Here is a 25684-nt window from a genome sequence, read left to right as displayed (position 1 = left end):
GGGGGCGGGAGGCCGGGCGGCCTCCCGCCGGGCGGGTTGGATCAGAAGCCGGTGGCCCCGGCCGCCTTGGCGAGCTGGGCGAACTGCTTCTGGGTGGCGGCGGCCACCTGCTCGGGGGTCAGGCTGCCGGTGATCATGTCGGCCAGGTTCAGGTAGAGGTCGGGGTTGGCCACGGCGAGCGCCTGCATGGAGCCGACGGACTTGCCGAGCGAGGCGTGCACGTCCAGCAGCGCCTGCGGCACGCCTGCGGGGGTGGGCACGTCGGACCGGAGGGAGACGGTCTTGCGGTCGGCGGCGAAACCGGCGTAGCCGGGACCCATCCAGTAGGCCAGGAGCTGGCGGGCGGCGGCCTCACGCTTCGCGTCGCCGGTCCGGAAGGCGACCAGCGCGTTGGACTGGTCAGGGATGAACGTGCCCACGTTGCCGGACGGCGAGATGGGGAAGAAGCCGATCTTCTTGTCCAGCTCCGCGGTGTCGGCCTTGGCCTGGAGCTGGCCGAAGAACGAGTTCACCTGGACGGCCATGGCGGCCTTGCCGGACAGCAGCGCGTCGCCCTGGTCCTCGAAGGTGGCGGTCTTGATGTCGGCGTTGAACAGGCCCTCGTCGATCAGCGCCCGGTACTTCTTGATCGAGTCCAGGACGGTCTTGTCCTCGAAGGTCTCCTTGCCGGTGTTGATCCGGTCCCACAGCCCGTCGCGGGCGGCGTCGGCGAGCTGGACCTGCACCCACCACTGGGTGCCCCACTTGTCGCCGGCCATCTCGAAGAACGGGGTGACGCCCTTGCCCTTGAGCGTGCGCGCGGCCTCGATCAGCTCGTCGAAGTTCTTCGGCGGTGCGGTCAGGCCGTTGGCCGCGAAGACCTCCTTGTTGTAGTAGACGCCCTCGACGGCCGGGCTGGTGACGAGCGCGGCGTAGCGGGTCTTGTCCAGCAGGCCGGTGATGTCGCGCAACTCGGGTGCGAGCGTGGAGATCCAGGGCGCGCCGTCGAGCGGCTGGAGGTTGGTGCGGGCGTTGAGCGCGGTGAGCATCGACGCCGTGGGCTGCCAGAACGCCAGGTCGGGCTTGTCGCCGGTGGCCACCTTGGTCTGGACGCTCTGCTCGTACGGGTCGGGGATGGTGACGATCTCGACCTTGGCACCGGTGGCCTGGGTGAAGGCGTCGGTGACGGCCTTGGGCATGGTGTTGCTGTTCTGGGCGGCCCAGATGGTGAGGGTCGTGCCCTCCAGGCGCTCGGTGGGCGCGGGCCAGGCGGCGGGGGAGCTGCCGGCGGCGGGCGTGGCGGGCCCGGCGGAGGGATCGCTGCAGGCCGCGACCGCCAGAGTGACGGTGATCGCGACGGCGGCACACTTGACAAGCTTCACAGTGGGATTCCTTTTATGCATTTTAAGCCACCTATCGTGTCGAATGTCCCGTTTGGGGGGTTAGCGGGGACGAAGGTGCAGGATGCGGGCGGTAGGGGCGGGGAGCGACGTAGTGACGGTGAGTTCTGCGGTCCGGGGGTTCCAGGAGTGCGTCCAGCCCCCCGCTGCCGCGGGGTAGGCGATCTCCACGCTCAGGTCGCGCCCGGACAGGTGGGGAAGGGAGAGCACGGTGTTGTCGGCGGCTCCGGGCCGGCGCCAGATCCCCACGTGGGTGGACTCCCCGGCGCGCAGGCCGAGGGCGAGCCAGGGGTCGTCCCAGCCGGGCAGGCCGAGCGGCCAGCACGGCGTGGCACCCAGGAGGCCGGGGCGGAGGCCCTGGTGCAGCCGGACGCCCTCCCGGACCAGGTCGAGCTGGGCGTCGTTCATCCGGTTCAGGTTGCCGGACAGGTAGAGGCGGCCCAGGATGCCGGTGGACATGGTGAAGGCGATCTCCTCGTCCGTCATCCCGGGCTGCGGGTAGGCCCAGTTGGCGGCCTGCTCGGGCAGCATGGACAGCGGCGCGGCGACCGCGATCGGCGGGTAGCGCAGGAAGTCCTGCTGGTCGCTGGTGGACTGCAACTGCAGGCGCGAGAGCATCGCGTAGTCCATGCGCATCGCGCCGGATCCGCAGTTCTCCAGCACCAGGTGCGGATGCCGGTCCAGGACGCCGTCCAGCCAGGCCAGGTGGGCCCGGTTGTGCGCGAGCAGCCCGGCGCCGACGCTGGTGGCGTCGAGGTCGGTGCCCGCGCCGGGGTTGATGTTGTAGTCCAGCTTGAAGTAGCCGACGCCCAGCTCCTCCACCAGCCGGTCCACCACCTGGTCCAGATGCGCGACGGCGGCGGGGTGGCGCAGGTCCAGGTGGTAGCGGCCGTGCTCGGCGACCCGCTCGCCGGCGCGCTGGAGGAACGCCTCGGCGGGCAGTTTGTCGGCCATCGGGCTGCGGACGCCGATCACCTCCGGCTCCAGCCACAGGCCGGGCGTCATGCCGCGGGCGGTGATGCGGGCGAGCACCTCCTCCAGGCCGCGCGGGAAGCGGGTCTGGGAGGGCAGCCACTCGCCCACGCTGTCCCACCAGTCGCCACCGTCGTCGTACCAGCCGGCGTCGACGCAGAAGATCTCCGCGCCGGTCGCGGCGGCGGCGTCGATCAGCGGCAGCAGCTTGTCCGTCGTCGGGTCGCCCATCAGCGTGTTCATGTAGTCGTTGAACACGACGGGCAGCGCGGGGCGGTCGGGGTGGGGGCGCAGCAGCCCGCGGCGGTGCGCGGTCAGCGCCGCCGCCGCGCCCGCCACGCCGTCCGCCGAGACGGCGATCGAGACGGGCACGGTCGTGAACGACTCACCGGGCGCGAGCAGCTCGTTCCACTGGTGGTCGATGTCGGTCGGCCCGGACAGGGAGACGTACGCGCCGTCCAGCCGGTCGCCGGCCTCCCACCGCCACGGGCCGTTGTGCTCGATCTGCCACAACCACGTCTGGCCGGTACGCCCGTCGGTCAGGCCGCCCATCGGCACGTGCCGCCCGCTCGACCAGGTGCCCGAGCTGGTGAGCGCGAACGCGCCCCGCCCGTGCTGGCCGTGCTCGGCCAGGCCGAGGTCGGCGACGTGATCGCTGAGCGGCTGCCGGACCCAGCGGCTCTCGCCCAGCCACTCGCTGGCGGCGTGCAGCACGTCCAGCTCGCGCACCGGCCGCCCGAGGAAGCCGGCGGCGAAGGAGGTGACGGCCAGGAGCAGCACCGGCCGGTCGCCCAGGTTGGTCACCCGGACCGACGCCTGCACGGCCGCCACCCCGTCACGGGAACGCAGCGTCTGCTCCACGCCCAGCCCGGAGACCTCGTCCCGCATCCGGATGCGCAACTCGTGCCAGCCGCCGGCGGTCGACTGCTCGGCGCCCGTGTAGCGCAGCCGGCTGCCCACCGCCGTCTCCGACAACCGCTGGGAGACCTGGGACCGGCCCTCGCCCGGCACCAGCACCTCCACCAGCGGCTGCGACACCCGCGCCGGCGCGGCGGACGGTCCCGCCGACAGTTCGCGCAGCGACACGGGACGATCCGGGTGGATCTCCACCACCGCCACGAGGCCGGAATGGCCCCAGCGCAGGGTTTCAACGACGTCAGCAGGCATCAAGATCTCTCTTCCCCGAGGTGGGACGCACTCGGGGTGTCCAGGGCGTACACCTCTGCCCGAGCGGCGACCATCGTCATGTGACCGGTCACATTCATCTGAGCGCTAGTGTGAGCGGTCACATCCTGCTGAGGGAAGACCTCTTTGCGTGATTGTTACCTTCAGGTTTCAGAACGCGGCGGGCTCACGCGCCACCAAGGTTCAGGAATGCGGCGGAGGCGCGGCGGGCTCACGCGCCACCAAGGTTCAGGAATGCGGCGGAGGCGCGGTGGGCTCACGCGCCACCAAGGTTCAGGAATGCGGCGGAGGCGCGGTGGACTCGCGCACCACCAGGCTCGGCAGCACCAGGGCCGGCTCAGGCTGGGCCTGCCCCGTCAGCTCCGCGACCGCCGCGTGGAAACAGGCCCGCCCCAGCCCCGCGAAATCCATCCGCACGGTCGTCAGCGCGGGTGTCCAGTAGGCCGAGCCGGGGATGTCGTCGAAGCCGACGACGCTCACGTCGCCGGGGACGTCCTTGCCCGCGTCGTACAGCGCCCGGCGCACTCCCTGGGCGATGTCGTCGTTGCCGCACAGGATCGCGGTGACGTCCGGCTCCGCCGCCAGTCGTTGTCCGGCCCGGTAGGCCGAGCCGATGTCCCAGCCGCATCCCAAGACCTCGGGGACCTCCGCGCCGGCCTGCCGCAGCGCGTCGCGCCAGCCGCCGAGCCGCCCGCTGGAGCCGCCCTCCGACGGGATCGCGACGTGGTGCACCGTGCGATGGCCCAGCTCCAGCAGGTGCCCGGTGGCGTCGGCCGCGGCGCTCCGCTCGTCCAGCGCGATCGCGATGCGCCCCCGGTCGGGCGCGGCCGGCTCGGCGGCGGCGACGGCGGGCACCTGCTCCGGCAGCGCCTCCAGCACCGCGACGCCCATCGGGTCGAACGCGATCACCACCACGCCCCCGGCGCTGGCGTCGCTCACGTAGTCGACGGTCTGCTTCACCTCGGCGGGCTCGGCCGACTCCACCACCCGGATGCCCATGGCCATCCCGGCGGCGCGGGCGGCCTCCTCGATCCCTTGGAGGGTGGCGGCGTAGCCGTACAGGACGGTGTTGGAGGTCACCACGGTGATGCCGCGGCCGCGGCCCAGGCTGAGCGCGCGGGCGGCCCGGCTGGGCCGGAACCCGAGCTGCTCGATGGCCGCCTGCACGGCGGTGCGCGTTTCCGGCCGGACCCGCGGCGACTCGTTGAGCACGCGGGAGACGGTCTGGTAGGACACCCCGGCGGCGGCGGCGACGTCTCGGATGCTGGGCACGGCCCCAACGCGGGCGGTGGAGCGAGACGCGCGTCGAGGAGTCGAGGTCACCGTCCCATGGTAGGCCCGGCCCCAGGTAACGAAATGACAACAGCCCCTTTACCCGGCCCCGGGTAACAGTCACACTCCGCATTTGTGACCGGTCACATTTTGCTGATACCCCCGCCCCCGTCACCCGTCAGGAGACAACCGCCTTGTTATCCAGACGCGCACAACTGATCGCCGCCGTCGCCATGCTGCTCGCGTGCTCGTTGCCGGCCACACCCGCGTCCGCCGCCCCCGCGCTCACCGTCGACCTGGCCGCCGGCACCGGAGCGCTGAAGTACGGCGCGACCGGATTCCTCTACGGCCTCGGCGATGACGGCGTCCCCACCGACACCATGCTGGCCGCGCTCAAGCCGCAGGTCACCGCGCAGAAGGCGCCCGACGGGCTGCAGCACCCCAACGGGGACGCGCTGCGGATCGCCGACCAGTTCAAGCGCACCGGCGGTCGCGATATCCAGATCTACCTGCAGGACGTCTACAAACAGTGGCCGTACGACAACCTGGGCATCAACGACTATCTCGCCAAGATCGACACGATGGTGCGGAAGGTGGTCGCGCACCCCCACCGCGCCTCCTTCGTGTACGTCCCGTTCAACGAGCCGGACGCGATCTGGTACGGGGGCGACTTCACCCGATTCCTCGGCGACTGGCGCCTGACCTACCAGAAGATCCGCTCGATCGACCCGCAGGCGCGCATCGCCGGTCCGAACATCTCCCGCTACAACTCCGGGCAGCTGCGCTCGTTCCTCACCTATGCCCGCGACAACAACGTGCTGCCCCAGGCCACCACCTGGCACGAGCTCGGCGACGACTTCTTCACCGGCTGGTACGACCACTACAACGACTACCGGGCCATCGAGGCGAGCCTTGGTGTCAGCCCGCGGCCCATCGTGATCAACGAGTACGGCCGGTTCTCCGGGGACCTCGGCGTCCCGGGCAACCTGGTGCAGTTCGTCACCAGGTTCGAGAACAGCAAGGTCGACGCCTGCCTGGCCTACTGGACGACCGCGGGCTCGCTGAACGACCTGGTCACCCAGAACAACCGGGCCACCGGCGGCTGGTGGTTGTACAAGTGGTACGGCGAGCTGACCGGGCACACCGTCCGGGTCACCCCGCCCTCCCAGAACGGCCCGCTGCAGGGCCTGGCATCGCTGGACGCGGGCCGGAAGCAGGCGCGCGTGATCTTCGGCGGCAACCTCGACGTCAACGGCACCTACGCCGCCGACCTCGTGGTGCGCGGGCTCGGCTCGGCCGCCTACCTGGGCAACCGCGTCCATGTGACCGTGTGGGGCGTGAACAGCTCCGGCCTGGCCCCCTCCACCGGTCCCTCCCGGGTGCACGAAGGGGACTACCCGGTCGTCGACGGTCAGTTCACCGTGCCGCTGACCGGCCTCAACGGCTCGGCCGCGTACCAGATGATCGTCACGCCGGACAAGGACCTGTCACCGGTCGCCTCGGCCACGCGCTACGAGGCCGAGTACGCGGCGCTCGGGGGCACGGCGGCCGTGACCTACGGCGCGGGCACCGGCTACTCCGGCACCTCCTTCGCCGAGGGCTACGGCGGCAGTGCCGACGCGAGCACCAGATTCGTGGTGACCGCACCCGACAACGGCTACTACAACGTGGCGCTGCGCTACTCCGCAGGCCCCTTCGGCGGCGCGCCCGCGGACCGGTCGATCCGGCTCCGGCTCAACGGCTCGCCGCTCACCGACCTCGCGCTGCCCGGCACGCCCACCTGGGACGCCTGGAACACCGTCACCCGGAAGGTCTACCTGGCGGCGGGCGTCAACCGGATCGCGGTCGAGGCCTACACCGGCGACGACCGGGACGCGGTCAACGTCGACTACATCGACGTCACCCCGACCAGCGGCACCGTGACCGCCTACGAGGCCGAGAGCGCCGCCAACACCCGCGGCGGCACCGCCGCGACCGGCGCCAACGGCGCCGCGTCCGGCGGCTCATACGTCGGCTGGGTCGGCGCCGGTGCCGCCAACACCCTGCAGTTCAACAACGTCACGGCGCCGGCCGCGGGCCGCTATCGCATGGTGGTCACCTACGCCAACGGCGAACTCGGTGAGGGGGCGACCAACTACAACAACAACATCGTCGACCGGTACGCCGACATCAGCGTCAACGGCGGGACCGCCCAGCGGGTCTTCTTCCGCAACACCCTGGGCTGGTCCAACTTCCGGACCACCGTGGTGGACGTGGACCTGCGGGCCGGCGGCAACACGATCAGGTTCGGCAACGCCTCGGCGGGCTTCGCGCCCGACCTGGACCGGATCCAGATCGCCGCGGCCCTCGGCTGAACCGGCGGCGGTGCGGGCGTGCCGTACGCGGCGGCGCGCCCGCACCGGTCGCGAAGAACCAGACCCGTCGGCGGCGGCGCGCCCGCACCGGTCGCGAAGACCCGGACCAGCACGCCGGTGATCGCGAGGCTCAGAACTCCAGGCGGTACATGACGGCCATGCGCCGCATGAAGGGCAGCTTCCGGGCGATCCGGACCATGGCCCGGTGTGCCGCGCGGAGGTGCTCGTAGCCCTGGAGGTCGAAGGCGCTGACGGTGTCGGTGCAGCGCAGGCGGGGGTGGATCGAGACGAGCTCGTCCGCGCCGTCGACGCCCCAGTACAGGGTGGCCTTGGCGACCTGGACCGGCTTGTTGATCTTCTGCATCTTGATGCCGCGGGTGCTGAAGGCGTCGAAGACGAGCTGGCCGGAGGGGAAGCGCTCGACGACGCGCCGCAGCAGTTCGCGGCCTTCCTCCTGATGCAGGTACATGGTCAGCCCTTCGGCCACGACGAGCACCGGCAGGTCGCCGGGGACCTGATCCAGCCAGGTGGGCGGAGTGACCGAGGAGGCGATCAGTTCGTAGCCGGCGCGTTCGGGGAAGAGCTTGCGGCGCAGCTCGACGACGTCGGGGTAGTCCACGTCGTACCAGCGCACCGACGGCCCCGGGTCGACCCGGTAGACGCGGGTGTCCATGCCGCAGCCGAGGTGGAGCACGACGGCCTCGGGATGGGCCTGGAGGAACTCCCGGGTCCAGGTGTCGAAGTGCAGGCTGCGGATCGCCACCGTGGCCGCGTCGCCGGGCTTGATGCCGACCTTGGTGAAGTCGAAGTCGATCTTGCCGAGTACGTCCAGGGCCATCGTGTCGTGCAGGACCGAGTCGGGGGACTGGGCGTCGGCGGCCTTGGCGTACAGAGTGGCCAGCATGGTGGCGGGCGCGCCGGTGAGATCGATCTTCTCCATGGGCACACGTTACGCTCGAAGCAGGTCAAAACCGCGCCATTTCGGCTGCCGGCGGTGGCGGGACCGGGCGCGGCCCCACCAGGTGCCGGCGTGCGGTCAGGCGTCCCAGGTGACCGGGAGGCTCTTGACCCCGTAGATGTCCGCGGTCTCGGGGCGCAGGGCGACCTCGTCGGCCGGGACGGCCAGCCGCAGGGTGGGGAAGCGGTTGAGCAGCGCGGGGAGTGCGACGCGCAGCTCGACGCGGGCCAGCTGCTGGCCCAGGCACTGGTGGATGCCGTGGCTGAAGGCCAGGTGCCCGCCGTCTTGCCTGGCGAGGTCGAGCGCGTGCGGGTTGGTGAAGCGCTCGGGGTCGCGGTTGGCGGTGCTGAGAGACAGGATGACCGTCGTGCCGGCCTTGATGGTCTGGCCGCCGAGCTCGATGTCCTCCAGCGCCGTCCGCATGAACTGCTTGGCGACGCTCAGATACCGCAGCAGCTCCTCCACGGCCTTGTCGGTGAGCGCGGGGTTGTCGCGCAGCGCGGCCATCTGCTCGGGGTTTTGCAGCAGTGCGAAGGTGCCCAGGGCCAGCATGTTCGCGGTGGTGTCGAATCCGGCCGACAGCAGGATCAGGGCCATGCCCTTGAGCTCCTCGTCGGTCAGGTCGCCGTCGGTCAGGTCGCTGAGCAGGTCGTCGGTGGGGTTGGCGCGCTTGGCGGCCACCAGCTCGGCGAGGTAGCTCTGGGTCGCGATGTAGGCCGCGATCAGTTCGTCGTCGCCGACCTCGCCGCCGAGGAACTTGTCGATGTTGTCCTGGAAGGAGCCCCGGTCCTCGTACGGGACGCCCAGCAGCTCACAGATGATGATGGCGGGGATGGGCTTGGCGAAGGCGGTGACCAGGTCGGCTGACGGGCCGGCCTTGTCCATCGCGTCCAGGTGCTCGGCGGTGACCTGCTCGACCCGCTCGGTGAGCAGCCGCATCCGCCGGACGGTGAACTTGCCCACCAGCGGCTTGCGGTAGCGGCCGTGCTGCGGCTCGTCCATCAGCAGGAACTCACCGGGCGGCGCCGCAGGCACCTCGATGTCACCGTAGTCGACCAGCGGGTGGTGGCGCATGAACTCCCTGCGCGAGCTGAAGCGCGGGTCGGCCAGCACCGACCGGACCAGGTCATAGCCGGTGACCAGCCAGCCCTGATGCCCGCCGGGGAAGGGGAAGCGGCTGATCGGGCCGTGCTCGCGGGCCTCGGTCAGCTCCTTGGGCGGGTCGAAGGGACAGCCGGACTGACGCGCGGTCGGCATCGTCTCGACGGTGTAAACCATGATCATTCTCCTCGGACTAAAGCTCGGAAGCTGCGGGTATCTTCTTGCGGGGCGCTCTGCTCCACGCCGATCTGCACCAGGGCGGACTCGATCAACACGGCCTGGCTAGGAGATCTTGCGGCGGTAGGTCCTCATGGCGAAGGCGTAGGCGACGACGAGGATGCCGGCACACCATCCCAGGGCGATCCAGATGTCGGTGCCTACCGGCTGCTGGGTGAACAGGTCGCGGATGGCGTTGACGATGGAGGTCACCGGCTGGTTCTCGGCGAAGAAGCGCACCGGGCCGGGCATCGTGTCGGTGGGCACGAAGGCCGAGCTGAGGAACGGCAGGAAGATCAGCGGGTAGGAGAACACGCTCGCGCCTTCCACCGTCTTGGCCGTAAGACCGGGGATGATGGCGATCCAGGTCAGCGCCAGGGTGAACAGGATCAGGATGCCGGCGACCGCGAACCACGTCTGCACCGGCGCCGAGGAGCGGAAGCCCATCAGCAGGGCGACGAGCACGACGACCACGAGCGAGATCGAGTTGGCGATCAGCGAGGTCAGCACATGGGCCCACAACACCGACGAGCGCGCGGTCGGCATGGACTGGAAGCGCTCGAAGATGCCGCTCTTCATGTCCGTGAAGAGCCGGAACGCGGTGTAGGCGATGCCCGAGGCGACCGTGATGAGCAGAATGCCGGGCAGCATGTAGTTCACATAGGAGACCGACCCGGTGTTGATCGCGCCGCCGAACACGTAGACGAACATCAGCATCATGGCGATCGGCATGATCGCGGTCGTGATGATGGTGTCGGGGCTGCGGCTGATGTGGCGCAGGGATCGTCCCAGCAGGATGGCGGTGTCGCCGAAGAAATGCTTGCTCATCGTGATTCCTGACTTGTCTGTACCGAGATGCGGTGTTCGCCGGTGCTGTCCGTGCCGACGAGGGTGAGGAAGACGTCTTCGAGGGTCGGCTGCTTCTCGACGTATTCGACCTTGGCCGGCGGCAGCAGTTGCTTGAGCTCGGCCAGGGTGCCGTTGACGATGATGCGGCCCTCGTGCAGGATCGCGATCCGGTCGGCGAGGTGTTCGGCCTCGTCCAGGTACTGCGTGGTGAGCAGCACGGTCGTGCCGCCCTCGGCGAGCTTCTTGACGGTCTGCCACACCTCGATGCGCGCCTGGGGGTCGAGGCCGGTGGTCGGCTCGTCGAGGAAGATGACCGGCGGGTCGCCGATGAGGCTCATCGCGATGTCGAGGCGGCGGCGCATGCCACCCGAATACGTCGACGCCTTGCGCGCGCCCGCCTCGGTCAGCGAGAAACGCGCCAGCAGGTCATCGGCGATCTTGCCCGGGTCCTTGAGGTGCCGCAACCGGGCGACCAGCACGAGGTTCTCCCGCCCGCTGAGGATCTCGTCCACGGCGGCGAACTGCCCGGTGAGGCTGATGGACTCCCGTACGTCCGCCGGTCGCGTGGCGACGTCCCGGCCGTTGACGCTGGCCGTGCCCGCGTCGGCCTTGAGCAGCGTGGACAGGATCTTCACGACCGTGGTCTTGCCCGCCCCGTTGGAGCCGAGCAGGGCGAAGATGCTGCCCCGCGCCACGTCGAAGTCCACGCCGCGCAGCACCCGCAGGTCCTTGTAGGACTTCTCCAGGCCCTGCACGCGAATCGCCTGGGCTTGTTGTGTCGTCATCAGAGTGTCCCGTCTTCATTCCTGGTCTCTTCACCGGCGGCGCGCGAGATGGCGCTGGTGAACCGATTGCGCTCGCGGCTGATGTAGCGCCCCATCGAGTAGTTCTGCATGAACGCCTCGACGAACTCCACGGGGTCCTCCCCGAAGATCTCCCGGATCGGGGTCCCGTCCGCCGCGCTCTGCTCGAACAGATCGGCGAGGTCTTCGTACATCGAGGCCGCGTCGGCGCCGTCTCCCGGCCCGAAGTGCATCAGGTACCGCTCCAGCGCTTCGACCGCGATGCGATAGTTCTCGGGAAGCGCCTTGACGCGCGCCTTGTACTGCCGCCAGCGCCTCTTGTCCTCCAGCGGCCCGGTGACCACCTCCAGGAACTGCCGGGCGCGGCTCTTCGACTCGTTCGACTCTGCGTCCATGGCTACTTGCCTCCTTCTCGAAGCTGCTGGAGCCGTTCGGCGAGGAAGCTCCAGGTTCTCCAGAACTCCTCGAGGTACTCCCGTCCCTGAGCGTTCAGGGAGTACATCTTGCGCGGCGGCCCCTTCTCGGACGGGACCTTCTCCACGTCGACGAAGCCGCGCTGCTCGATCCTGACCAGCAGGGCGTAGACGGTGCCCTCGGCGATGTCGGAGAAGCCCTGCTCCCGCAGCCACGCCGTGATCTCGTAGCCGTAGGCGGACCGGCCGGCCAGGATCGCGAGGACGATGCCCTCCAGGGTCCCCTTGAGCATCTCCGTCAGCTGCTTGCGCATGGAACACCTCCCTTCAGCTACTTGGTGTTGCTGACTACCGGTACACAGTAACACTGACTACCAGTATGTAGCAACACCAAGTAGCTAGGGCAAGCCGGGCCCGCGAGCACGAGCCGCCGTCAAGACGATCGCTTGCAGGTGCAAGACGATTACTCATTGGCCATCTCAGGCGCTGAACAACAAAATCGAGTTCTGACCGACTGACGTTCGGGACAGAGCGCACGGCGAATGTCACACTCTGAAACTCGTGCGGCTCTTAGGGAGAGAAGGCCGGTGGGGACGCGGTCCCCACCGGCTTTGACGAAACGGGGAGCGGGCTGATGGCAAGGACAATGCACGAAAGAGGCCGGTCATATCGCGCTGCCTGCCGGAAGATGGTCACGGTGCTGATGGTCGCGGCGTTATCGGTGGTGGCGGCACCGTTCGTCGCGGTGGCCGGCCCGATCCCCGGTGGGCACGCGGAGGTGTTCGTCAACGGGGAGCGGGAGGATGGGGCCGCGGCCGCGTACGTCTGCTTCCGAGCCCCCGCCGTGGTGCGGGCCGGTGATGGGGGCCTGCTGGCCTTCGCCGGAGCGCACCTCGATGATTGCAGCGACTCCAGCCCAGGCGACATCGTGCTGAAGCGGTCTTCTGACGGTGGCAAGCACTGGGGCCCGTTGCAGGTGCTCGCCAGGCACAGCGCGACGCCGCGGGTGTTCGCGCACAATCCCGTGCCGATCGTGGACACCACCACGGACCCGCATCGGATCGTGTTGTTGTACACCGAGAACCATGACCGGGTCCATGTGCGTACCAGCGACGACCACGGCGCCTCGTGGGCGGCCCGGAAGGCGATCACGAAGGAGATCTGGAAGCCCGCCTGGGGAGCCTGGCAGGAAGGGTCGGAGGATTCTCCGGGACAACTCGGCACGGGCCCCGCGCACGGCATCCAGCTCAGCAGGGGCGCCGCCGCCGGCCGGCTGGTGGCGGGCGTCACGGTGCGTGTCGCCCCGGGTATCTACAAGGAATCTCCCCTCGGTGGAGCGCTGATCTACAGCGACGACCACGGCACCACCTGGCGCGCCGGCGCGTCCTCGCACGGTGCCGAGCCCGTGATCGGAGCGCAGGAGCTCAGCCTCTTCGAGCGGAGCGACGGCGGCGTGTTCGTGACGGCCCGCAACGAGGAGGGCAGCACGGCGACGGTGAACAGGGCCGCGTACGCGATCTCTCGTGACCAGGGCAAGACGTTCGAGGCCGACTTCGCGCTGCTCCCGCCGCTGGGGCTGCCCGCCATCGGCACGCAGGCATCCACCCTGGCCATCAGGGCCGAGGACCGCGACGGCTACGACCGGGCGCTGCTGGCCGCCCCGGCCGGCTCCACCCGGGCGGACCTCACCATCCGGTCTTCCTTCGACGGCGGGCTCACCTGGCAGGCACCCCAGGACGGATTCCTGGTCCGCGACGGCATCTCCGCGTACTCGGACCTGATCGACTTGGGCGGCGGAAAGTACGGCGTCATCTACGAGGGCGGAGTCGACGATCAGCACGAATTCGTCAGGTTCGCCACCTTCACCGAGGCCGACCTCGACCTGCCGGACACCCCGGCCGGTCTGACGGCCGATCAGTACACCGGCGCGCTGGCCACCACGGCCCCGGATCAGCTCCACCTCTTCGCCCCCACCCCCGCCGGCGACCTCGGCCACTGGTTCGAGGAGCCCGACGGCACGGTCAAGCGCGGAACCTGGGGCACGGCCGTCGCCGGTGAAACGGTCGCCTACCTCGCCGGTGCGCAGCAGCACGTCCTGGTGCGCGGCACGGACGGGAGCCTGCGGCACCGCTTCTGGGACACGGGCCGCGGCGGGCTGCTCCAGGAGACCTGGCTCCCCGCCGGCACGGTGGCAGGAGCGCCCGCGGCCGTCACGACGCCGGGTCAGCAGCACGCCTTCGTCCGCACGCCGGACGGCCGGTTGCTGCACACCTGGCGGGACGCCGGTACGGAGTCCCGCCGGGAGCAGACCTGGGCGGCGGCGGGCACCGTGGCCGGTGACCCGGTCGCGGTGGCCTTCGGCGACCAGCAGCATGTCTGGGCCAGGGGAACCGATGGCGAACTGCACCACTGGTGGTGGACCAAGGGGCCCGGCGTCCGGCACGAGAGCTGGGCGGGGACCGTGCGCGGCACCCCGTCGGCGTTCGTGCACCGCGGTCAACTGCACGTCTTCGCGGCCGACGCGCAGCAGCGGCTGTCGCACTGGTGGTGGGACTCCGGCACCCAGGTGGTCAAGCGGCAGACGTGGGCCGGCCCGGTCCCGCTGGGCGGACGCCCCTCCGCGTTCGTGCACGGCTCCCAGCAGCACGTCTTCGCCCGCACGACCGGCGACACCCTGGCGCACTGGTGGTGGGATCCCGCCTACGACGAGCCCCGTTACGCCGTGTGGCCTGGGGCGCTGCACTCCGATCCGGTGACGGGCGTGGCCGGTGAAGCGCAGCACGTCTACGGGGCCTCCGCCGGCGGAGGGGTCACCCACTGGTGGTGGGACCGTACCGGCGGCGTCCAGCAGAAGAACTGGGGCGGTCAGCTCGCCTCCGCTCCGGGCTGGTGATCTGACACCGGACCTGCTCGACGAGGTGGGAAATGTACATTCTGGCTATGGACGTGCTGAGCGACGCGGTCACCGCCATGCGCACGGGCAGACCGCACTCGACCCGTCACGAGCTCTACGCGCCCTGGAGCATGGGCTTCCCCCCGATCGAGGGGGGCGGCTTCCACATCGTCCTGCAAGGGTCGTGCTGGCTCATCCCGCCGCGGCCGGAGCCGCCGCTCGCCCTCGGCGCGGGTGATGTGGTGTTCATGCGCGGGCGGCACGCGCACAGCCTGGCCGACAGCCCGTCCACCCCGCTTGAGTCCCGTACCGGTGACGCGCCCTCCGGGCAGGCGCGGGGCGAAGGGTCCGGGGCGGCCGCCATCCTGCTGTGTGGCGCGTACATGCTCGACCAGAACAGGGCGCATCCGCTGATGTCGCACATCCCGCAGATCGTCCACCTGCCGGCGCAGGTCGGGCATCACCCGTCCCTGCGCGCCGCCGTCGACCTGCTGGGCAGTGAGCTCGCGCGGCCACAGCCCGGGGCCGGCGCCATCATCCCCGCGCTGCTCGACACGTTGCTGCTCTACATCCTGCGGGCCTGGATGGAGCGGGAGTCCCAGCAGGGCAGGACGACCGGGTGGATCGCGGCGCTGAACGACTCCTCGATCGCCGAGGCGCTGACCGCGATCCACCACGATCCCGGCCACCCGTGGACGGTCGGGGAACTCGGTGCCCGGGCCGGCCTGTCCCGGGCGGCGTTCGCCCGGAGATTCGCCGTGCTGGTCGGGCAGCCGCCACTCACGTACCTGACGTGGTGGCGGATGACCACGGCCGCCCGGCTGCTGCGCGAGTCGGACGCGCCGCTGCGGATCATCGCCGCCCAGACCGGATACTCCTCGGAGATCGCCTTCGCAGCCGCGTTCAAACGACAACACGGCCGCACCCCGGGGCGCTACCGACGTCACCCCGGGGTGCCGGCGGGCGGCGCGGCGGCTTCCGTTCGTCCTCTTCATCGACTATCGTCGATTGACGATGAATGAAGCGAAGGGACCGCTGCCGCGCGCGGCGGCCGAGGAGTATGCGAGCTGGTTCAAGGCCCTGGCCGACGCCACCCGCATCCAGATCGTGTCGCTGCTGGCCCGGCGCCGCGCGCCGATGAGCGTGGGCGAGATCGTGACCGCGTCAGGGGTGGGCCAGTCCACCGTCTCGCACCACCTGAAGATCCTGGCGGAGGTGCGGTTCGTGCTGGTCGAGAAACAGGGCACCGCCGGCCTGTACCGCATCAACGAGGCGTGCGTGAGCTGTTTCCCGACCGCCGCCGACGTGGTCATGGGCCATCCCGTCCCGGCCGCGCCCACCTGCGAGTGAAGGAGCACCGCCATGGCGCATGACGAGATCATCGACCATTACTCCGCACCGGCCCGGCCCGCCTCCGCCGGCCATGGCGTGCACTCGGCGATCGTCCAGGCCGCCGAGCCCGCCGGGCCGGGGGTGGAGATCCGGCCGATGCGCGAGGCCGACGCCGAGCAGGTGCTGGCCATCTATCAGGCCGGGCTGGACACCGGGCAGGCCAGCTTCGAGACCGTCGCCCCGAGCTGGGCCGGCTTCACCGCGGCCCGGCTGCCGGACCTGCGTTACGTGGCCTGCGACACCGGCTCGGGCCAGGTGCTGGGCTGGGTGGCCGCCTCGGCGGTCTCCACCCGGTCCGTCTACGCCGGAGTCGTCGAGCACAGCGTCTACGTCCACCCCGGCTGCCAGGCCCACGGCATCGGCAAGGCCCTGCTGGCGGCTTTCATCGCCGGCAGCGAGGATACGGGCGTGTGGACGATTCAGACGGGGATCTTCCCGGACAATGCCGCCAGCCTGTCGCTGCACCAGGCGCTCGGGTTCCGCACGGTCGGCACCCGGGAGCGGATCGGCCGCCACCACGGCGTCTGGCGCGACGTGCTGATGCTTGAGCGGCGCAGTTCCGTGGCCGGAATCTGATCGTCGCGCGATGATGTGCGCCGAACCCGCCTGTCAGCCGGGGGTCAGGACGACTTTGAGCGCTCCGCTCGTCTGGGGATCGGAGAAGATGTCGTACGCGGCGGCGATGTCGTTCAGCGCGAAGCGGTGGGTGACGAAGGTCCTGGGGTCGAGTCGCCCGGCGGCGATCATGTCCAGCAGGGCCGGGGTGGAGTAGGTGTCGACCAGGCCGGTGGTGATGGTCAGGTTGCGGTCCCACAGGTCTTCGAGGTGCAGGGTGACGGGTGCGCCGTGCACGCCGACGTTGGCGACGTGGCCGCCCGGGCGGACCAGGCGGGTGCAGAGCTCGAAGGTCTCCGGAATGCCGACGGCCTCGATGGCCACGTCGGCGCCCAGCCCGCCGGTCAGCTCGGCGACCGCGGCAGCGGCATCGTCGCCGGCGCCGACGAGCAGGTCCGCGCCGAGTTGTTTGGCGGCTTCCAGCCGGGCGGGGGCCGGATCGACCGCGATGATGTGGCTCGGCGTGAACAGGCGCGCGGCGGTGACGGCGGCCAGCCCGATCGGGCCGGCCCCGACGATGACCACCGTGTCGCCGGGCCGCACCTGGCCGTTGAGCACGCCGACCTCGTAGGCGGTGGGCAGGATGTCGGAGAGCATGAGCGCCGCCTCGTCGTCGACGCCGCCCGGCAGCAGGTGGGTGGAGGTGTCGGCGAACGGGACCCGGACCTGCTCGGCCTGCGTGCCGTTGACGTGATGGCCCAGGATCCAGCCGCCGCCACCGAGACACTGGCTGAACATGCCGGTACGGCAGTAACGGCAGCGGCCGCATGCCGAGATGCAGGAGACCAGGACCCGGTCACCCCGCTTGATCATGCCGACCGAGGCGCCGGTCGCCGTCACCGTGCCGACCGCCTCGTGGCCGAGGACGGTGCCCGGTCGCACCGTGGGCACGTCGCCTTTGAGTATGTGCAGGTCAGTGCCGCAGATGGTGACCGCGTCGACCCGTACGACCGCGTCGGTGGGGTCGATGATCTGCGGCTCGTGAACGTCCTCCCAGGAACGTTGCCCCGGCCCGTGATAGATGAGCGCCTTCATCGTGTCTCCTCAGTGTCAGCGCCGCACGCAGCCCTTCCGAGGCAGGGTCGAACCCCTCGTACGCGAGCACCCACGGGTGCGGCCTCGTCAGGTCCAGGGTGGCCATACTGATGAACGTACCCACGCGCCTCTGCCGCAGACAGAGTCCTTGGACCCCTTCTCCAGCGACTTCCGGCCCTGCATCACCAGGTCAGGGGGCGGGCGGACCTGCTGGTGGTGGGCTTACACGGGCGCGGTGCGCTGGGCGCCCTGCTCCTCGGCCCGGTCAGCCAGGGCGTGCTGCATCACGCCCGCTGCCCGGTCGCGGTGGTCCGCTCCTGAGCTCCTCCCCAGCCGGAAGGCCGGAATTCTGGCGTCCTGTCGCGGGCACGGCCTGCTGCCCTGATGCGACACTGATCGACGTGGAAAGCGAGCCCCACCCCTTGATGCCGCAGATGCGGCTTGACGAACTGCTGGCCGAGTTGCAGGTGCGGCTGAATGCCGTGCCGGCCACCCGGGACCGGGTGCACGCGCTGCTCGAAGCCGTGGTGTCGGTGGGCAGCGACCTCGACCTGGAAACGGTGTTGCGCAGGATCGTGGAGACCGCGACCCACCTGGCGGACGCCAGCTACGGCGCGCTCGGCGTGGTCGGCCAGGACGACACCCTGGTGCAGTTCATCCCGGTGGGGCTGAGCGAGGAGGAGATCGCCCGCATCGAGCACTGGCCGCACGGGCTGGGCTGCTGGGTCTGCTGATCAAGGACGCTCGGCCGCTGCGGCTGGGCCGTATCTCCGACCACCCCGAATCGTACGGCTTCCCGCCCGGCCATCCGCCCATGGGCACCTTCCTCGGCGTCCCGGTGCGGGTGCGCGACGAAATGTTCGGCAACCTCTATCTCACGTCCTCGGAAGTCACCACGAGCCTGCTGTCCGGCGCCGATCCCCGGCAGGTGCTGACCGTGGCCGAGCACCTGCTCGCCGTGCTGCGCGAGGCCCTGTCCAACGTGGTGCGCCACCCCCGTGCCGCCCGGGCGGAGGTCTCCGTCGAGGTCACGGCGGCCCGTCTCGTCCTCGTGGTCTCGGACGACGGTGCCGGTGCAGGGGAGGCGGGACGCCGCAGCGGCCTGCGCAACATCGAAGAACGGGCCGGTCGGCTGGACGGCACGGCGGAGCTGGAGGTGCCGGAAGGGGGCGGCACCCGGCTGCGTTGGCAGGTCCCCTTGTGAGGACCTGGGACTCCCTGGTCCGCTGCCCGTTGCCTATGACGTGCGGCGCTCTCACAGACCGCGGATCCGCCGGCCGGTGATCCGGCTCGGCACGACGCGGATGTACAGGTGACGCTCGCCACCGGCCCATGGGGTGACATCGGCGTCGGACACCTTGGCCACCTCGTCCTCCGGCACGTGATGGGCGGGACCCTGGACGAGGACGCTCCAGCCCTCGTGCCTGGCCTCGTCGATCCGGTCCACCTCGAAACCGATCTTGATGTCCACCCCTTCCAGGCCGGTCCGCAGGTCCTGGTCCATGGGGCCGTTGCGGGCGGTGCGGAAGACGATGGCGCCGTCGTGGAGCCGGTAGTTGACCGGCAGCACCGCCGGCCCGTCCGAGCCGTTGAACGCCATCCGGCCGATGCCGCCCGGCGCGATGAGGCGCAGGCACTCCTCGGGCTCCAGCACCTCCAGCACCGGATCGGCCGCGGCGCCGCCGGGGCCCGGCGGGCGGTCGCGGCCACCGCCCAGCAGATCCTCGACGGTGGTCTGCAGTGCCGTGGCCAGCCGCGTCACCGTGCCCCTGTCCGGGGTGCCCAGATGACCCTCCAGATACTCGATGTACCCGGCCGACATGTCGGTGCGGTCGGCGACCTGCTCCAGGGTGAGGCCCAGGTCGGTGCGGTGCTGGATGATGCGGCGTCCGAAGTCACCGTTGCCTGTCATGAGCGTGTCCTCCGTGCTGGCGGGTCGTGGTTTCGCCGCGTGACGATGGCGGGCCGTGGCCTGGAGCTTCACCTGGGCGCCGGCGGCCATGCCCTGGACGCTACCCGGGAGTCGCGTCCATCACACAGGGTCCTTCGGCCCTGGCTCGCGGTCCCCGCACAGGACTTTCGACCAGGGCATCCGGGACCTTCGCCGCTGCCGGTCCACGGCTCGGCGCAGCGACAAAGGTGAGGTGGTTGCAGGCGCGGGGTTCAGCCGTCGCCGAGCTCGTCGATCCCCGGAGGTGGACCATGAGCATCCGCTCGCCGAAACAGGTGCTGGACGCGGTGGTGGAGGCAGGGCGCTGGGCGCCGTCCGTGCACAACACGCAGCCCTGGACGTTCGCCGTGTCCGGCGAGGAGATCAGCCTGCGGGCCGACACAATACGCCTCCGCGCACGGCGTCAGCGCCGCCTTCCACACCCAGGCGATGGAAATGGACCCGCTGCGCGACTTCCTGCGGCAGGAACTCTGCGCGGGCGAGCACCCCCAGATGATCATGAGGCTGGGTGGTCACCTTCGACGCCAAGGACGTGCCCCGCCGTGCGGTGTCCGACGTCGTGGAGTGAGAAGGACCAAGGTCCCTCCGCGACGGGCCGTAAGGCACTGAACGTGAGCCGCCCCGAACGGTGTGATGAAGGTACGACACGGACTGTACGACAGAGCTGAAAGGGGAGGCCCGCCATGGCCACCACCACTCGTAAGCCGATGGCGGCCGGTACCGCCGCCGCCCACCGTCCTGTCGATTACGTCTGGGCCGTCGCCCGGATCGCGATCGGCTGGGTGTTCCTGCTCGGTCAGCGCGGCCAGGGGGTCCTTCCTGGCGGCCTGGTCGCGCAGCCGCCGCAACATGGCGGTGGTCGTCTGAGGGTCGAGCAGCGACTGCCCGGAGGCGACCGTGCGCACCGCGCCGACCAGGTCGGAGCCGTGAATCTGCTTGAGCACGTATCCGGCGGCCCCGGCCATCACCGCGTCGAACGCGCCAAGGTCCGAGGATTCAGAGCGGATCGTCGGCCGAAGGCAAGCACCGCGCCGGCTCGCTCACAGTTCGCGTCGACCGTGTCTGTTCTTTCACTTGTCGTCAGGGGGAAACACCACGTGCTCGCCATTTCGTCGCAGGAAACGCCAGGCTTCGACACGTCCCGAACCGACGGGAAAGGCCTGCACCCTGAACTCGCGTTCCAGCTCAATATGGAGATCGCCGAACGACGTCACCTTCATAGCGGTCACCCTGGGTCGTAACTCCATGAAGGTGGCATCGACCCGATCCGCCATGTAGTCGTACATGGTCCGTTCGCCATCGGCATCGCTGGTGTCATGGACTTCGTGTTCGAGCCAGGCGAGATCAGCGGAACCGAGGATCACCCGGCTCTCGTACGTGACCCGGAAGGGGCATTGGAGGTGCAGCGCGAAGGCGCTCTGCCAGTCGTCTGCCCATGTGGCCGGCGGTGCGGGATCGAGGTCGATGACACCCATGTCGAGGGCGCGGCCGACACCGACCGCATGCAGACCCAGAAGGGCATGGAGATTTGCTTCCATTCGGTGCGGGTCGAATATCAGCTTGGTCCTCCGAACGAACTCAGTCTCCCAAGCGGCCATCGTACGGCGGACGGCAGGTGCGCCACGGTCACGACCCGGCGGCGATCCCGTTGGCCGGCGGCGCCCACTCGCCGGATCGTCCTCCGCAGCCAAGGACGCGTAAGCGGTCCGTCAACGGGGGAGGCCCGCGAGAGCTTCTTGAGTGATCTTGTGGAGCCGGGTGGCCTGCACGGGGTCGAAGGTGGATGAGGCGGTGGGGATGCGCTTGCCGGCGAGTACTGCGGTCAAGCGTGCGGGTGGATCGTCCAAGTAGGGCAGGATCTCCGCGACGGCCTGTGCGGTGCTCTTGCCGCGCGTCTTCAGCACGTTCACGTGGGCCGCGGTCGCCTGATCGTATTCGCCGGCGAAGCTGGTGGCGACGACGCCGGGATGGTTGAGCACGTACCGGATGGGTGTGTCGTGGTGGATCCGGGTGTAGCTGACGCCAAGAAGGTCGCACAGGCTCGCGCTGTGGCCCAGCGCGCCGGTCCCCGGGTAGTTCCGCCGCAGTTGCAGGTCGTCCCAGCGCACGGGGCCGGTCTGGCCTGCTCCGCCGAAGTTGAGGATGATCGGGCGCGGCGCTCGGCTCAGCGGCTCGACCAGGCCATGGCTGAACAGGAACCGGCTGAGATAGTAGAGCGCGAAGTTGCTCTCGAACCCCTCCGCGGTCTCCATCCGGTTCGAGCGGTGGAACCGCGCACCGAGCACGAGCACGTCGATGCTCGGGTGATTCTCGGCGATCCACGCGAGGGCCCGTTCGTTCTCGGTGACGAGACTCAGGTCCGCTTGCAGAAACCGGGCGCGATCGCCCGCCCCGTCGCTCGCGGCGGCGTCGAGGAACGCCTGGCCTTTCCCACGATTCCGGCCGACGGTGACGACGTGGTAGCCACGGCGCAGATAGGTGTCGGCAAGCGCCCTGCCGATGCCGTCGTTCCCGCCGGTGATCACTGCTGTGGGCATCGAAGTGCCACCTCCCAGATATTTACTTTGAGAAATCAAAGCATCTACGCTGGGGATGGCGCAACCGGCCCGGCGGTCAGGGAGAGGTGGTGGGATCAAGCGTGATGCGCAGGCCCTCAAGCATGCGCTGCTGCACCCCCAGGAGGACGTCGGCGGCTTGGCCGAGCTCGGCCGGGTCGGTGGTGGACAGGACGTCTCCGAGCAGGTCCCGGCGTGCGGCGCGGACCTGGGCCACGGTGGCGCGGCCGGCGTCGGTGATGGCGATCAGGGTCACTCTGCGGTCGTCCGGGTCCGGAATCCGTGTGACGAGGGAGTCGGCACGGAGCCTGCGGAGCTGCAGCGAGACCGTCGACAGGTCGACGTGCAGGCACTCGGCGATGTCGGAAACGCGCATGGGCTCGGCCAGGTCGAAGTGCTCCAGCAGGCGTAGCTCGCTGCCGGAAAGATCACATCCCGAGCGGCGCGCCACCTCGGCCTTGACATGCCTGCTCTCGCTCCACCGCACGACGGCGGACACCGCGACCTCGAGCCGAGCCAGCGCCGCCCGGTCGGAATGACTCACCACGCCATAGTAGAGGCGTCGTGGGTGATCCGGTCGCTGACTGTGGCGGGCCAGGACGGTGCCGAGGACGGAGACGGACGGCGGTCAGGGGCCGGACGTCACGGGCGCCAGCCATAGCCCGGCGAGGGCGTCGATCAGTCCGCTCGCGGCGTCGTGCCAGCTCGACCGCGCGGTGGGGGTGCCTTCGGCGAGAGCACGTTCACGCTCGGCGCACGTGTGCGTGATCAGCTGGCGGGTCATGTCGCCGCGTTCGGCACGCACTTCGGCGGGCAGTTCGGGCAGGCATCGGTGGAACCCCTCGATGATCTGTCGCAGCGAGGGGGAGGTGCGCGTTTCCTCCGCCATGATCGCGCTGAGCCCGGGGTCGGTCACCACCTGCGCGGTGAAACGGGCGTACCAGGTGAGCGGGCCCTGGGCGGCCAGATGCTCGGTGACCGGGCGCACCATGCACGCGACCCAGTGGCGTACGTCGGCCGAGTCGTCCGTGCCGGCCAGCATCTGCGCACGTATGCGTTCGACCGGCTCGTGGTGTTTGCGGATGATCGCCTGTACCAGGTGGGTCTTGGTGCCGAAGTGGTAGCCGACCGCGGCGTTGTTCCCCTGCCCGGCGGCCTCGCTGATCTGGCGGTTGGACACGGCGAACACCCCGTGCTCGGCGAACAGCCGCTCCGCCGCTGTCAGGATTCGATCGCGGGTCACGCTGACCTGCTCGGCCCGTCCCGTCTTACTGATCGTCATCACCACCGCGCCGATGGCGCAGGCCACCCTCGCCTCGGCTCACGGGGACCCCTCCTTCGTACCGGTCGAATCGCTGCTGGTAAATTTAAGTCAATCGACTGATTTAAGATACCCCACGCCCCTTCATTCTTTCCCCGCCGCAACGGAGACTTCGTATGGCCACCCTTTCTGATCGCCCTGCTCACGCAGCCGACCCACCGCGGTCGAACAGCTTCGTGATGGTGCTCGCCTTCGCCGGGATCGTGGTGGCGGTGATGCAGACCTTGGTGATCCCGCTGGTTCCCGAGCTTCCCAAGCTCTTGGGAGCCTCGCCGTCCGACACCACCTGGGCGATCACCGCCACCCTGCTCGCGAGCGCCGTGGCCACACCGGTGGTGGGGCGGCTGGGCGACATGTACGGCAAGCGGTTCATGCTCCTGGTCAGCCTGGTCCTGCTGATCGCCGGATCGGTCGTGTGCGGCTTCAGCGACACCCTGACGCCGATGATCGTCGGGCGCGCCCTGCAGGGCCTGGCGGCCGGCGTCATCCCGCTCGGCATCAGCATCATGCGTGACGAACTGCCCCCCAACCGGCTCGGCTCCGCGACCGCGCTCATGAGCGCCTCGCTGGGTGTGGGCGGCGCGCTGGGCCTGCCCGCCGCCGCCCTCATCGCCGACAACGCCGACTGGCACGTGCTGTTCTGGACCGCGGCAGGTCTCGGCGTTCTGGCCACCATCCTGGTGCTGGCACTCGTGCCCGAATCGGCGGTGCGCAGCGGCGGCCGCTTCGACCTGGTCGGTGCCGCCGGACTGTCGGTCGCGCTGGTATGCCTGCTCCTGGCGATCTCCAAGGGCGCCGACTGGGGCTGGAACGACGGCCTCACGATCGGCCTGTTCGCCGTGGCGGTCGTCGTGCTGCTGCTGTGGGGCTGGTGGGAGCTGCGCAGCCGCGAGCCCATGGTGGACCTGCGCACCACCGCACGGCGTCAGGTGTTGTTCACCAACCTCGCCTCCATCATGCTGGGCTTCTCGATGTTCGCGATGTCCCTGGTGATGCCGCAACTGCTGCAGTTGCCGGAGGCCACCGGGTACGGGCTGGGGCAGTCGATGCTGGCCGCGGGCCTGGTCATGGCGCCGTCCGGCGTGGTGATGATGATCCTGGCACCCTTCGCGGCTCGTCTGTCCGCGCTCAAGGGGCCCAAGGTCACCTTGATGATCGGCACCGTCATCGTCGCCGCCGGCTACGGACTCAACATCGTGCTGATGTCCGAGATCTGGCATCTCGTCATGGTCTCCTGCGTCATCGGGGCCGGTATCGGATTCGCCTACGCCTCCATGCCCGCCCTCGTCATGGGCGCCGTGCCGGTCTCCGAGACGGCCGCCGCGAACAGCCTCAACACCCTCATGCGCGCCGTCGGCACCTCCGTCTCCAGCGCGGTGGCGGGTCTGGTCCTGGCCGAGATGACCATCACGCTCGGCCCCGCCGTTCTCCCCTCTCAGGACGGCTTCCGCGTCGTCATGGCCATCGGCGCCGGCGCCGCCCTCCTCGCCTTCGTGCTCGCCTTCTTCCTTCCGCGCCGCAGCCAGGCCGCCGCGACGTCGCACGCGGCCGCTACGGCACCTTCCGAGGCCGAGGCCGAGCCCGCGTACGCGTCGCCGAACGACTCCTGGACGGACCAGCCGGACGGCGGCGTCGAGATCCGCGGTTTCGTCAAGGGCGATGACGGCTACGCGGTCGCCCAGGCCACGCTGACACTGATCGACGCGCGCGGCCACCAGCTCGGCCGCGCCCTGAGCCTGGCCGACGGCGGCTACAGCGTCTGGACGCCCGGTATGGGCACCTACGTCCTGATCGCGTCGGCCACCCATCGCGAGCCGCAGGTGGCCACCCTCACCGTGGGCGACCAGCCGGTCGACTTCAACCTGGTCCTCGCCGGGTCGAGCAAGCTGACCGGTGTCGTACGCGACGTGGAGGGCAAGCCGGTGCCCGGCGCGGTGGTCGTGCTGACCGACGTCCGCGGCGAGGTCCTCACCTCGGGCGCGACCGACGCGGAGGGCTCCTACAGCCTGTCCGGGGCGGCCTCGGGCAGCTACACGCTCACGGTCAGCGCGGACTCCCATCGCCCGGCCGCCGTTCCGGTCGAGGTCCTCGGCGCCGGCCAGACCAGGCAGGACGTCGAGCTGCGGCCCGGCACCCGGATGCGGGGCACCGTACGGACGCGGAATGGCGCCCCGCTGAACGACGCGCGCGTGACGCTGCTGGACGCGGCCGGGAACGTGGTCGGCACCACGACCACCGGCGAGGACGGCGCGTACGCCTTCGCCGACCTGACCGGCGGTCAGTACACCCTCATCGCCACCGGATACCCGCCCGTGGCCGACACCGTGACCATCAGCGGCCCGGACGACGACCGCGACCTGTTGCTGGCCCACGCCGAGTAACGCCCAACGCCGGGAGCAGCCGTTCCGGCGACGCCGCAA

General features: G+C 70.0%; 23 protein-coding genes and 2 pseudogenes. 10 read left to right on the top strand and 15 right to left on the bottom strand.

All coding sequences use genetic code 11. The features are described from left to right. Positions 1-41: 41 nt before the first annotated feature. The 3 genes from ACWD0F_RS00755 to ACWD0F_RS00745 form a co-directional block, all read right to left on the bottom strand. Positions 42-1361, bottom strand: a complete 1320-nt coding sequence (locus tag ACWD0F_RS00755) for an ABC transporter substrate-binding protein (protein WP_449871389.1) — start codon at positions 1359-1361, stop codon at positions 42-44. A gap of 60 nt (positions 1362-1421) precedes the next feature. Continuing rightward, positions 1422-3518, bottom strand: coding sequence for a glycoside hydrolase family 36 protein (locus tag ACWD0F_RS00750; RefSeq protein ID WP_449871387.1), 2097 nt, complete (start codon positions 3516-3518; stop codon positions 1422-1424). Positions 3519-3809: 291 nt separating this feature from the next. Then, the gene (locus ACWD0F_RS00745) at positions 3810-4808 is read right to left on the bottom strand and encodes a LacI family DNA-binding transcriptional regulator (protein ID WP_449871385.1); all 999 of its coding nucleotides are present in this window, start codon (positions 4806-4808) and stop codon (positions 3810-3812) included. Positions 4809-5002: 194 nt separating this feature from the next. Here ACWD0F_RS00745 and ACWD0F_RS00740 point away from each other — a divergent pair, with 194 nt between their 5' ends. After that, on the top strand, positions 5003-7162 hold the full coding sequence (locus ACWD0F_RS00740) for a CBM35 domain-containing protein (protein WP_449871383.1): 2160 nt from the start codon (positions 5003-5005) through the stop codon (positions 7160-7162). A 130-nt stretch (positions 7163-7292) separates the two neighbouring features. On the opposite strand, the gene ACWD0F_RS00735 is transcribed toward ACWD0F_RS00740, so the two are convergent. From ACWD0F_RS00735 to ACWD0F_RS00710, 6 genes are all read right to left on the bottom strand, one after another. Next, entirely contained in the window at positions 7293-8102 is an 810-nt protein-coding gene (locus ACWD0F_RS00735; RefSeq protein WP_449871381.1) for a class I SAM-dependent methyltransferase, read from the bottom strand. A 96-nt stretch (positions 8103-8198) separates the two neighbouring features. Then, on the bottom strand, positions 8199-9398 hold the full coding sequence (locus ACWD0F_RS00730; protein WP_449871379.1) for a cytochrome P450: 1200 nt from the start codon (positions 9396-9398) through the stop codon (positions 8199-8201). 105 nt (positions 9399-9503) lie between these two features. Continuing rightward, complete coding sequence (locus ACWD0F_RS00725; RefSeq protein WP_449871377.1) at positions 9504-10265, bottom strand: ABC transporter permease; 762 nt, start codon at positions 10263-10265, stop codon at positions 9504-9506. Beyond that, on the bottom strand, positions 10262-11071 hold the full coding sequence (locus tag ACWD0F_RS00720) for an ABC transporter ATP-binding protein (protein WP_449871375.1): 810 nt from the start codon (positions 11069-11071) through the stop codon (positions 10262-10264). The genes ACWD0F_RS00725 and ACWD0F_RS00720 overlap by 4 nt, the downstream gene beginning before the upstream one ends. Continuing rightward, positions 11071-11484: a DUF1048 domain-containing protein gene (locus ACWD0F_RS00715; RefSeq protein WP_449871373.1), complete on the bottom strand. Its 414-nt coding sequence runs from the start codon at positions 11482-11484 to the stop codon at positions 11071-11073. Before ACWD0F_RS00715 ends, ACWD0F_RS00720 begins: the two co-directional genes overlap by 1 nt. 2 nt (positions 11485-11486) lie before the next feature. Beyond that, complete coding sequence (locus ACWD0F_RS00710) at positions 11487-11816, bottom strand: PadR family transcriptional regulator (RefSeq protein ID WP_449871371.1); 330 nt, start codon at positions 11814-11816, stop codon at positions 11487-11489. 374 nt (positions 11817-12190) lie between these two features. Between ACWD0F_RS00710 and ACWD0F_RS00705 the strand changes: the two genes are divergently transcribed. From ACWD0F_RS00705 to ACWD0F_RS00690, 4 genes are read left to right on the top strand one after another with little or no spacing between them, the layout of a single operon-like run. Further along, entirely contained in the window at positions 12191-14395 is a 2205-nt protein-coding gene (locus ACWD0F_RS00705; protein WP_449871370.1) for an exo-alpha-sialidase, read from the top strand. Positions 14396-14442: 47 nt separating this feature from the next. Continuing rightward, positions 14443-15417, top strand: coding sequence for an AraC family transcriptional regulator (locus ACWD0F_RS00700; RefSeq protein ID WP_449872370.1), 975 nt, complete (start codon positions 14443-14445; stop codon positions 15415-15417). Continuing rightward, complete coding sequence (locus ACWD0F_RS00695) at positions 15410-15745, top strand: ArsR/SmtB family transcription factor (protein WP_449871368.1); 336 nt, start codon at positions 15410-15412, stop codon at positions 15743-15745. Before ACWD0F_RS00700 ends, ACWD0F_RS00695 begins: the two co-directional genes overlap by 8 nt. Before the next feature lie 12 nt (positions 15746-15757). Then, entirely contained in the window at positions 15758-16363 is a 606-nt protein-coding gene (locus tag ACWD0F_RS00690) for an N-acetyltransferase family protein (protein WP_449871366.1), read from the top strand. A 33-nt stretch (positions 16364-16396) separates the two neighbouring features. Here the strand turns inward: ACWD0F_RS00690 and ACWD0F_RS00685 are convergent, their stop codons facing one another. Beyond that, positions 16397-17437, bottom strand: a complete 1041-nt coding sequence (locus ACWD0F_RS00685; RefSeq protein ID WP_449871365.1) for a zinc-dependent alcohol dehydrogenase family protein — start codon at positions 17435-17437, stop codon at positions 16397-16399. Between the two features lie 177 nt (positions 17438-17614). Here ACWD0F_RS00685 and ACWD0F_RS00680 point away from each other — a divergent pair, with 177 nt between their 5' ends. Then, positions 17615-17758, top strand: a complete 144-nt coding sequence (locus ACWD0F_RS00680; protein WP_449872369.1) for a universal stress protein — start codon at positions 17615-17617, stop codon at positions 17756-17758. 104 nt (positions 17759-17862) lie between these two features. Next, positions 17863-18623 (top strand): annotated as a pseudogene (locus ACWD0F_RS00675) (GAF domain-containing sensor histidine kinase); the annotation flags it as partial. Between the two features lie 69 nt (positions 18624-18692). Here the strand turns inward: ACWD0F_RS00675 and ACWD0F_RS00670 are convergent. Beyond that, positions 18693-19349: a helix-turn-helix domain-containing protein gene (locus tag ACWD0F_RS00670; RefSeq protein WP_449871363.1), complete on the bottom strand. Its 657-nt coding sequence runs from the start codon at positions 19347-19349 to the stop codon at positions 18693-18695. A 290-nt stretch (positions 19350-19639) separates the two neighbouring features. Here ACWD0F_RS00670 and ACWD0F_RS00665 point away from each other — a divergent pair, with 290 nt between their 5' ends. Beyond that, the gene (locus ACWD0F_RS00665) at positions 19640-20056 is read left to right on the top strand and encodes a nitroreductase family protein (protein WP_449871361.1); all 417 of its coding nucleotides are present in this window, start codon (positions 19640-19642) and stop codon (positions 20054-20056) included. Between the two features lie 402 nt (positions 20057-20458). Here ACWD0F_RS00665 and ACWD0F_RS00660 read toward each other — a convergent pair whose 3' ends face one another. From ACWD0F_RS00660 to ACWD0F_RS00645, 4 genes are all read right to left on the bottom strand, one after another. Beyond that, positions 20459-20926 (bottom strand): hypothetical protein, encoded by a 468-nt coding sequence (locus ACWD0F_RS00660; RefSeq protein WP_449871359.1) that lies wholly within the window; start codon positions 20924-20926, stop codon positions 20459-20461. Positions 20927-21097: 171 nt separating this feature from the next. Then, a complete protein-coding gene (locus ACWD0F_RS00655; protein ID WP_449871357.1) occupies positions 21098-21925 on the bottom strand; it encodes an SDR family NAD(P)-dependent oxidoreductase in 828 nt (275 codons plus the stop codon). A gap of 76 nt (positions 21926-22001) precedes the next feature. Next, positions 22002-22487, bottom strand: coding sequence for a MarR family winged helix-turn-helix transcriptional regulator (locus ACWD0F_RS00650; protein WP_449871356.1), 486 nt, complete (start codon positions 22485-22487; stop codon positions 22002-22004). An 84-nt stretch (positions 22488-22571) separates the two neighbouring features. After that, positions 22572-23225, bottom strand: coding sequence for a TetR/AcrR family transcriptional regulator (locus ACWD0F_RS00645; RefSeq protein ID WP_449871355.1), 654 nt, complete (start codon positions 23223-23225; stop codon positions 22572-22574). A 155-nt stretch (positions 23226-23380) separates the two neighbouring features. Between ACWD0F_RS00645 and ACWD0F_RS00640 the strand changes: the two are divergent. Further along, positions 23381-24835: pseudogene (locus ACWD0F_RS00640) on the top strand (MFS transporter); the annotation flags it as partial. Between the two features lie 201 nt (positions 24836-25036). Continuing rightward, on the top strand, positions 25037-25645 hold the full coding sequence (locus tag ACWD0F_RS00635) for an MSCRAMM family protein (protein ID WP_449872368.1): 609 nt from the start codon (positions 25037-25039) through the stop codon (positions 25643-25645). Positions 25646-25684 lie beyond the last annotated feature (39 nt).

It is taken from the genome of Nonomuraea sp. NPDC002799, from assembly GCF_053592075.1.
Note: the sequence above shows the minus strand (reverse complement) of the source record. Positions and strands in the feature narration are given on the sequence as shown.